Below are 7746 nucleotides of genomic sequence, written 5' to 3' on the forward strand. Positions count from 1 at the left end.
CTTGCGAAATACGCTTATGCTTCGCCCTGCAACATAAAAATCGGGGAGAATACCACCCAATAATAAAAGCAAAAGGTGGTGGTCGGCCTCACGTGGTATTACCAATTTCGGACTTCTTAGGGAGGAAGACGAATGACTTTTTCTAAAATGCTTAAATCCGCAACTTGTGCGGCCGTTCTTGCTGCGGTCGCGGTTGCGGCGGTGCCTTCTGATGCGGATGCCCAGGATCGCGTTCGCTGGAAAATGGGCTCGACCTATCCGGGCAGCCTGACCCAGCTTGGTACGCTTGGCAAACGCGTCGACGAGAAGATCGACCAAGTTTCTGGCGGCAATATCAACATCAAATTCTATGAGCCGGGCGCACTTGTGCCGGCACTGGAAGTTTTCGATGCGGTTTCGACCGGCTCGATCGATGCCGCCTTCTCCACCCCGGGTTACTGGGCAGGTAAGGTTCCGGCCCTTCAGCTTTTCGGTGCCGTTCCGTTCGGCCCGCAGGCAGGTGAATATCTGGCATGGGTCAAGTTTGGCGGTGGCCAGGAAATCTTTGACAAGCTTTATGCCGAACATGGCATCAAATCGCTGTTCTGCGGCCTGATCGCACCGGAAGCATCTGGTTGGTTCTCCAAGGAGATCAATTCGCCGGAAGACCTTAAGGGTCTGAAAATGCGCTTCTTCGGTCTTGGCGCGAAAGTGATGGAAAAACTTGGTGTTTCCACCCAGCTTCTGGCCGGTGGCGACATCTATCCGGCACTTGAACTTGGCACGATTGACGCGACCGAGTTCTCCATGCCGGCGATTGACTTGAAACTCGGCTTCCACCAGGTCGCGAAGTACTACTACTTCCCGGGCTGGCATCAGCAGTCGACCCTGTTCGATCTGATGATGAACAAGGAAAAATGGGATGCGCTTTCCGATACCCAGCGTGCCCAGATCGAGTCCGTCTGTAACGACAACCTTGCATATGGCTTTGCAGAAGGTGAAGCGATCCAGTTCGACGCTCTGAAAGAACTTCAGGAAAAAGGCGTGAACATCAAGAAATGGTCGCCGGAAATGCTTGATGCCATGCGTGGTGCCTGGGAGGAAGTCGCAGCCGAGCTTTCAGCTGAAGATGCGAACTTCAAAATGGCTTACGAAAGCCTCCAGAGCTTCCGCGAAAACTACAAGATCTGGAAAGACATCGGTTATCTCGATTAATCAAACAGGTCTGAACGACTGTTAAGTCAGTCGACAAAAACAAGTCTCGGCAAGGCCGGGTGCTCCGTGCCCCGGCCTTGACCGCGATAAGAAGACCCGGGAGACCTTCTATGGAAGCGCTACTGAAATTTAGTGACATCATCGATGCCATCGTGACCCGTGTGGGAAAGTGGGCAAGCCTGCTTGCGATACCATTGATGATCGTCATCCTGTACGACGTGATCCAACGTAAATTCGGCGGTCAGGGATCCATCAAGCTCCAGGAGCTTGAGTGGCACCTGCATACCGGCCTGTTTATGTTGTGCTTTGGCTTCGCCTATATTCGCGACTCACACGTTCGTATCGAACTTATCCGCGACAACCTTCGCCCCCGTACCCGCGCGATTGTCGAGATGATCGGCGGCATCATTTGCGTGCTGCCATTCTGTGCTTTGGTGCTGTATTTCGGGTTTGATTTTGTCGCCCGTTCCTTTGAAAGCGGCGAAGTTTCGGCTTCAACAACGGGTCTGACCCATCGCTGGATCATCAAATCAACCATTCCCATCGGCTTTGGCCTTCTCGCCATGGCGGGGCTTTCGATCTTCCTGAAATGCTTCGTCTATGTCTTTGGCCCGACCAACCTGCACAAGCGCGCAGGATACTATGTCGGGACCCACCATCTTGAAGAACTTGGCACTGCCAAGATCAAAGACTGAGCGGAACGGGGATAATTCCAAATGGATAACTTCTATATCGAAGACTGGTTTCCGCTGTTCATGTTTGCCTCGCTCGGCATTCTTGTCTTCACGGGACTTCCGGTTGCTTTCGTCATTTCCGGCATCGGGATCGGCTTTGGCTTCCTGGGCATGGCCTATGACGTTTTCTCGTTTATTGAATTTTTCAATATCGTTTCACGTATCTGGGGCGGCATCTCCGAAAACATGGTGATGGTTGCCGTGCCGATGTTTATTTACATGGGCACGATGCTTGAAAAAAGTGGTGTTGCAGAAGATCTTCTGGAATGCCTCAACATGCTGCTGCGTAAAGTGCCGGGCGGTCTTGCCCTTTCGGTAACCCTGATGGGCACCATCATGGCGGCGACCACCGGTATTATTGGCGCATCGGTTGTGATGATGACCCTGCTTGCCCTGCCGGTGATGATGCGTCGTAATTATGATCCGTCACTGGCCACCGGGACCATTGCGGCATCGGGTACGCTCGGCATTCTGATCCCGCCATCGATCATGCTGGTTCTGATGTCCGACCTTCTGTCGGTATCGGTTGGTAACCTGTTCCTGGCGGCGATCCTTCCGGGTTTGATCCTGGCGGGTCTCTATACCGTCTACATCTTTGTACGTTGCCAGTTAAATCCGTCGCTTGCCCCGCCGCTTCCCGAAGGCGAAGCCATCCATGGCAAGGATCTGGCGATGATGGTGGTGCGCAGTTTCGTACCGCCAGTGTTCCTGATCGTACTGGTTCTGGGTTCGATCTTTGCCGGTTTCGCCACCCCGACCGAGGCCGCAGGCGTTGGTGCGGTTGGTGCGACCTTCCTGGCACTGGTCAAGGGCCGCCTTAAATGGCCGGTCCTTAAGGATGTCTGCGAACGTTCGGCACTGACCGGCGCGATGCTGTTCTTCCTGTTTGCCGGCGCGACGGTGTTTTCCTATGTGTTCCGTTCGCTGGGCGGTGATGATCTGGTGATTGACCTTGTTGAAGGTGCCGGACTGGGATCGTGGGGCATCTTGCTTTTGCTGATGCTGATCGTCTTTATCCTTGGCTTCTTCTTTGACTGGGTCGAGATCACCCTGATTGTGCTGCCGATCTTTGCACCGGTCATTGCCCAGCTTGATTTTGGGCATCACCTTGATATCGGCGGCCTTGAAGCCACCGAGGCACAGGTTCTGACCTGGTTTGCGGTCCTTGTAGCGGTGAACCTGCAAACAAGCTTCTTAACGCCACCGTTTGGGTTTGCCCTATTCTATCTCAAGGGCGTGGCGCCGAAATCCATCACCATCCAGCAGATCTACAAAGGCATCATTCCCTTCGTACTTCTGCAGGTTCTGGGTCTTATCCTTGTGATGTACTTCCCGGAACTGGCACTTTGGATGCCCAACACGCTGCTTGAATAGTGTGGCGTTTGGATAGGAACTGACAAAGGGCGCTGTCGGCATGGCAGCGCCCTTTTTGTTTGGCCAACGAAGACCCAAAAGAAAACCGCCCGGATTACACATCGGGCGGTTTTGACTGCAAGATCATCGTGCTGACAGGCGAGATCAGTGATGCAACGCCCGTTCACCCGGAAGCTGCAACATACGGCCCATCAGGTAATCGACGTCGTCTGAATCGAACTCGACCCCAAGATCACCATACTGGGTCAGTACCCGTTCGATCATCCGGCGCGAATAGCGTTCCTTGTCATGTTCTTCACCGTCAAAGGAAGTCTCGCGGGCAACTTCAATCGCCGCACGAACACCCGGGAAGAAATGTTCTGGCATGCCGGCCTTGTTATAGATCGCTTCAAGGCCGAACGGACCACTGTCATGAATAAGAATACGGGTATTGATCAAAGAAACACCGGCACGTTTCGCCAAGGCGGCCTCGAAGAAGGATACATCGCCCATGCACAATGCGCGCAGGATCAAACCGCTGGTCAGACGCTTGTTGTTATAAAGATGTTCGACAAGCAGTTCGACATCGCGTTCTTCGACACCATCACCAAGAAGCCCGATGGTCGCGCTTTCCTGCGACTGGGTCATGACGGCGTTAACGATCCCTTCCGGGATGTGGCCACGTGAAATCAGTTGCGAACGCATCCGTTCGGACACCAGTGTCACCATGCGTTCGGCAATCGTGATCGGCAGATGATTGCGTTCGATCATCGGTTTCTGGATGCGTTCATTGTCGCCGAAATCATCAACAACCTTTTGCAGGGAAACCTCGCTGATTTCAGCACCCTGGTTTGACATCAGGTCGACCATCACGTCTTCATGGCCGATATCGACCAGCGTTGCCGAAACGACTTCGGAAACATATGACCGCGAGGCGATCGCACGCTGCTTTTCGACACTATCGGCGTTATCGCCAATGATATCGACGAGGTCGTCGTCATTAAGAACTTCGGAAAATTCAAGAACCGGAAGCGCGACCTCATCCACATCGCGGGCCAGCGTCGCGGCAACGTCATGCGGCACCAAAGGCGTCTGGGCAAGGTTTTTGGCAAGCGCCTTGCGCACGCGGACTTCCGCGTCACGGATCATCAGACGGAAAATATCTTCGGCCAGAACACGTTCGCTGTCAGTCAGGGTCTCGGTCGTGAACTCACGACTGATCTTGTCGGCCGTGTCCGCGCGATTTTCCCCGGACGGGTCCTGAACCAGCTTGCTCAGATCTTCTTTGGTGATACGTGGCAATAGATATCTCCTGGCACGCTTCTGATATGGCTGCCATATTTCTGCGCAACATTATACTTCTGGCAGGAATTCGACAAACATATTTTCCTTAGTTGGGGCACAACGTCCTGATTTTCAACCATCCTGTTGATCAATTGTCGAACCGGGACATTCCGCGCCCCTGATGGATTTCATCAAACCTTCTGCCACAATGGCAAAAACACACTATTTCAGTCGTAGGCCTTACACCAGCAATCAGAAGCATCTGAAATCTGGCAAATTTCGACAGCTCAGTCCAAAAATTGACTAAACTCAAATTTTTCACCATCACACTATGATAGATCTGGTTACCAGTTTTTGAAGATCAAGCGATCTTGTACTTGTTCGACGCATAACAATATCCCGCGTTGACCTTGCGTTTACCCACAGATGCGCCAAAAAGTGGTGCATTATCCCGATCACCGGGAACATCGAACTAAGAGAGAGGCTCAATAATGACGTTTTCGCGCAAACTGGTTCTCGTTGCCAGCTCCATCGCCTTCCTGTCTGCCGCCCCTGCGATTGCTGGTGATGCGGAGAAAGGTGAAAAACTTTTCAAGCGCTGTGCTGCTTGCCACAGCCTTGATGCTGGTGTGAACAAGGTCGGCCCAAGCCTTGCGGGTTCGTTCGGTCGTGAATGCGGCACGGTTGAAGGTTTCAAATACGGCAAGGGTTATCTTGCTGCCTGCGAAAAAGGCTTTGTCATCGACGAGGCGTTCCTTAACGACTACCTCAAGGACCCGTCGGCCAAGCTCAGTGAAATCGCGGGCTCCAAGGAACGTTCCAAAATGGCGTTCAAACTCAACAAAGATGAAGATGTTGCCGACATCATCGAGTTCCTGAAAGCTCAATAACACTTTCACGATCTCGCAATACGAAATGGCCGGAGCAAAATGCCCCGGCCATTTTTGTTATTTGCACTCTGTTTACAATATCTGGCGATGCGTCCTGGGTATTGCAGATACCTGTTGCGCAGGCACGCTATGCCGCCTCGCGCCGACGCAGAAGTTCTTCGCCGACCGCACGCATCTGCTCCACCGTTGCAACATCCAGGGTCGCGGTGACTTCAAGGTCACGATCTTCATAGACGTCACGATCAGGGTGTTTTTGCGCCCAATCGGCAACCGCCTGATCGCGTTCGCGGATCAGTTGTTCAATCTGTGGCCGGAAAAGCACCATCATGCCCGACACCCACCGATTGACCGGCCAAGACGGCTGGGCATGGTCGATGACAAAACCATCAAGCATGCCGATGACGTCTTCGGCGTCATACCAGACTTCGCCGGTGACCCAACGGTTGGTGGTAAACAATCGCTGGCAAAAGCCGAACTCATCCATCGAAAACGCGATCAAATGCGAAAGCGCATCGTTCGGCCCCTCGGGATAGGTGAAGCCTTCGATCTGTTTGGGTTTGCAACCATCGGGCATGCCGCGCGGGCGCATGAAGGTATGGAAATGCCCGTGCTCGTCCCAGTCCCGGCGTTCTTCCTTGGGATGGGCATGATAATAGAACTGCGCATGTGACTGGCGATCATAGACATCGCCCTCGGGGTAGTGGTTCCATTCATAGAACGTCCCCGACCCCTTGATCAGTTCACCGACGATGTTATCTCCCGTCGCCGTCAGAACGCGGTGACATTCCATAACATCGCGTCCCGCGGCCAACATCTTTTCAAGCTGATCTGTCGGGATAGACGCCAAATCGAGTTTGTCTTCAGTCATTTCTTTACCAACATCGTTGCGATCCACCCGTTATTCCTTTTGCACAGAATAAGGCGGTTTGCGACCGATCACGCCAATAAACCCCTTTCAACAGTTAGTGATTTGATGGCGCTTTGCAACAATCGTCTCGGGCGATCAATGATCGCGCATCACCCGAAAACCAATCAGGATGTGCTTGAGATATTCCGGGCGGGCGTGACGGGCTGCCGGGCGACAAACCCCGCACCCGCGATCATCCCATGATCCGCCCTTAACTGTGCGATAGCCCGGCTGGGAAGACGAAGACGTCCATTCAAACACCTGCCCGACACCGTCAAGCACACCATATGGCCCTGCCTCGAACTGGCCGACAGGCATGGTATCAAACGGTCCACTATCGGCACTGTTCAGGCGGCTTGCATCGAAAATATTTCCCCAAGGATAGAACGTACCATCCGGGCCGCGCGTTGCCTTTTCCCAATAGAGCTCGTCGGGCAAGTGCCAGCTTTCACCCGTCTTTTCGCTCAGCCAGCGGGTATAGGCGTTGGCATCCTGCCACGACACCAGAACGACCGGATGATTGCCACGCCCGCGCGGGGGACGACCATCGTTCCAAAGGAACGGCACGATGGTGTCATAGTTATAAATCAGCCCCTGACGTTCCCAGTCTTCCTGACTGATCGTTGGTGCGAGATGGCCGGTTTCTTCAACGAAAACCGCATACTGGTCATTGGTTACCGGTGTTTTGCCGATATCATAGCCCAAAAGATGCACGCGCCATTTATCGGCTTCGAGATCATACCAACGGTTACGGCGGCTGATATCGTGGCCATAGACCTGCTCGTCAATCTGATAGGCATATTGCCGTTCGATTGAATCAGATCCCTGCCAGAACCAACCAGACGGAATGTCGACCGTCTCGGGGATTCCATTACCTGCCGCCTCTGCGTTTCCCGCAAGGCCAACAACGCACGCAACAGCGCAGAACTTCCAGATTTCTGCGATACGATCCCCGACTATCATACAAACTTCCGTCCTGATGGGCGGTGCGGCTCACGCTTTATTCAAACGAAACCCCAACTTAAGCCCCCTATATAACTGACCCCAAGATGCTGAACTTTTGCCGCACTTTCAATCGGTTTGACAGTTTTCAACCGGCATTTCTGACATGCATTTTATCTAATGGGCTTCTAATCAATTGTAGGCAAACACCTTTTTGAACACGACGGTCTCACACAACAGTGAAACCATGTGACGCCGCTTCGGTGAAGAATTGGATCATAGTGCGCTTACCGATGGGCGATGGAACGCCCCGGATTGAACTTACCGGATCTTCAGAGAGGCACGACATGACCAAGAAATCCATGACTTTCGCACAAAAGGCACTCATCCCGGCGATGGCAATCGGCACCAGCCTTGCCATGGCAACACCGATGGCGATGGC

Annotated in this window: 7 protein-coding genes; 4 read left to right on the top strand and 3 right to left on the bottom strand. The window is 53.2% G+C overall.

The features are described from left to right. The first annotated feature begins 132 nt into the window (after positions 1-132). The 3 genes from B3Z49_RS19090 to B3Z49_RS19100 all read left to right on the top strand — a co-directional run bounded on the left by B3Z49_RS19090 (position 133) and on the right by B3Z49_RS19100 (position 3302). The gene (locus B3Z49_RS19090) at positions 133-1194 is read left to right on the top strand and encodes a TRAP transporter substrate-binding protein (RefSeq protein WP_174713873.1); all 1062 of its coding nucleotides are present in this window, start codon (positions 133-135) and stop codon (positions 1192-1194) included. Between the two features lie 110 nt (positions 1195-1304). Beyond that, entirely contained in the window at positions 1305-1889 is a 585-nt protein-coding gene (locus B3Z49_RS19095) for a TRAP transporter small permease subunit (RefSeq protein ID WP_296993713.1), read from the top strand. A 21-nt stretch (positions 1890-1910) separates the two neighbouring features. Then, a complete protein-coding gene (locus B3Z49_RS19100; protein WP_063088886.1) occupies positions 1911-3302 on the top strand; it encodes a TRAP transporter large permease in 1392 nt (463 codons plus the stop codon). A gap of 144 nt (positions 3303-3446) precedes the next feature. On the opposite strand, the gene B3Z49_RS19105 is transcribed toward B3Z49_RS19100, so the two are convergent. Continuing rightward, positions 3447-4583 (bottom strand): DUF2336 domain-containing protein, encoded by a 1137-nt coding sequence (locus B3Z49_RS19105; protein ID WP_008889656.1) that lies wholly within the window; start codon positions 4581-4583, stop codon positions 3447-3449. 473 nt (positions 4584-5056) lie between these two features. On the opposite strand from B3Z49_RS19105, the gene B3Z49_RS19110 reads away from it, so the two are divergent. After that, on the top strand, positions 5057-5455 hold the full coding sequence (locus B3Z49_RS19110; protein WP_063088884.1) for a c-type cytochrome: 399 nt from the start codon (positions 5057-5059) through the stop codon (positions 5453-5455). A 127-nt stretch (positions 5456-5582) separates the two neighbouring features. On the opposite strand, the gene B3Z49_RS19115 is transcribed toward B3Z49_RS19110, so the two are convergent. Together B3Z49_RS19115 and B3Z49_RS19120 are read right to left on the bottom strand one after the other, a co-directional pair. Next, positions 5583-6350, bottom strand: a complete 768-nt coding sequence (locus B3Z49_RS19115) for a DUF6969 family protein (protein ID WP_296993720.1) — start codon at positions 6348-6350, stop codon at positions 5583-5585. A 108-nt stretch (positions 6351-6458) separates the two neighbouring features. Then, positions 6459-7325 carry a formylglycine-generating enzyme family protein gene (locus tag B3Z49_RS19120; RefSeq protein WP_296993722.1) on the bottom strand — a complete coding sequence of 289 codons (867 nt, stop codon included), beginning with the start codon at positions 7323-7325 and terminating at the stop codon, positions 6459-6461. Between the last annotated feature and the right edge of the window lie 421 nt (positions 7326-7746).

The sequence above is a fragment of the Thalassospira sp. UBA1131 genome, assembly GCF_002311515.1.
Lineage (GTDB): Bacteria > Pseudomonadota > Alphaproteobacteria > Rhodospirillales > Thalassospiraceae > Thalassospira.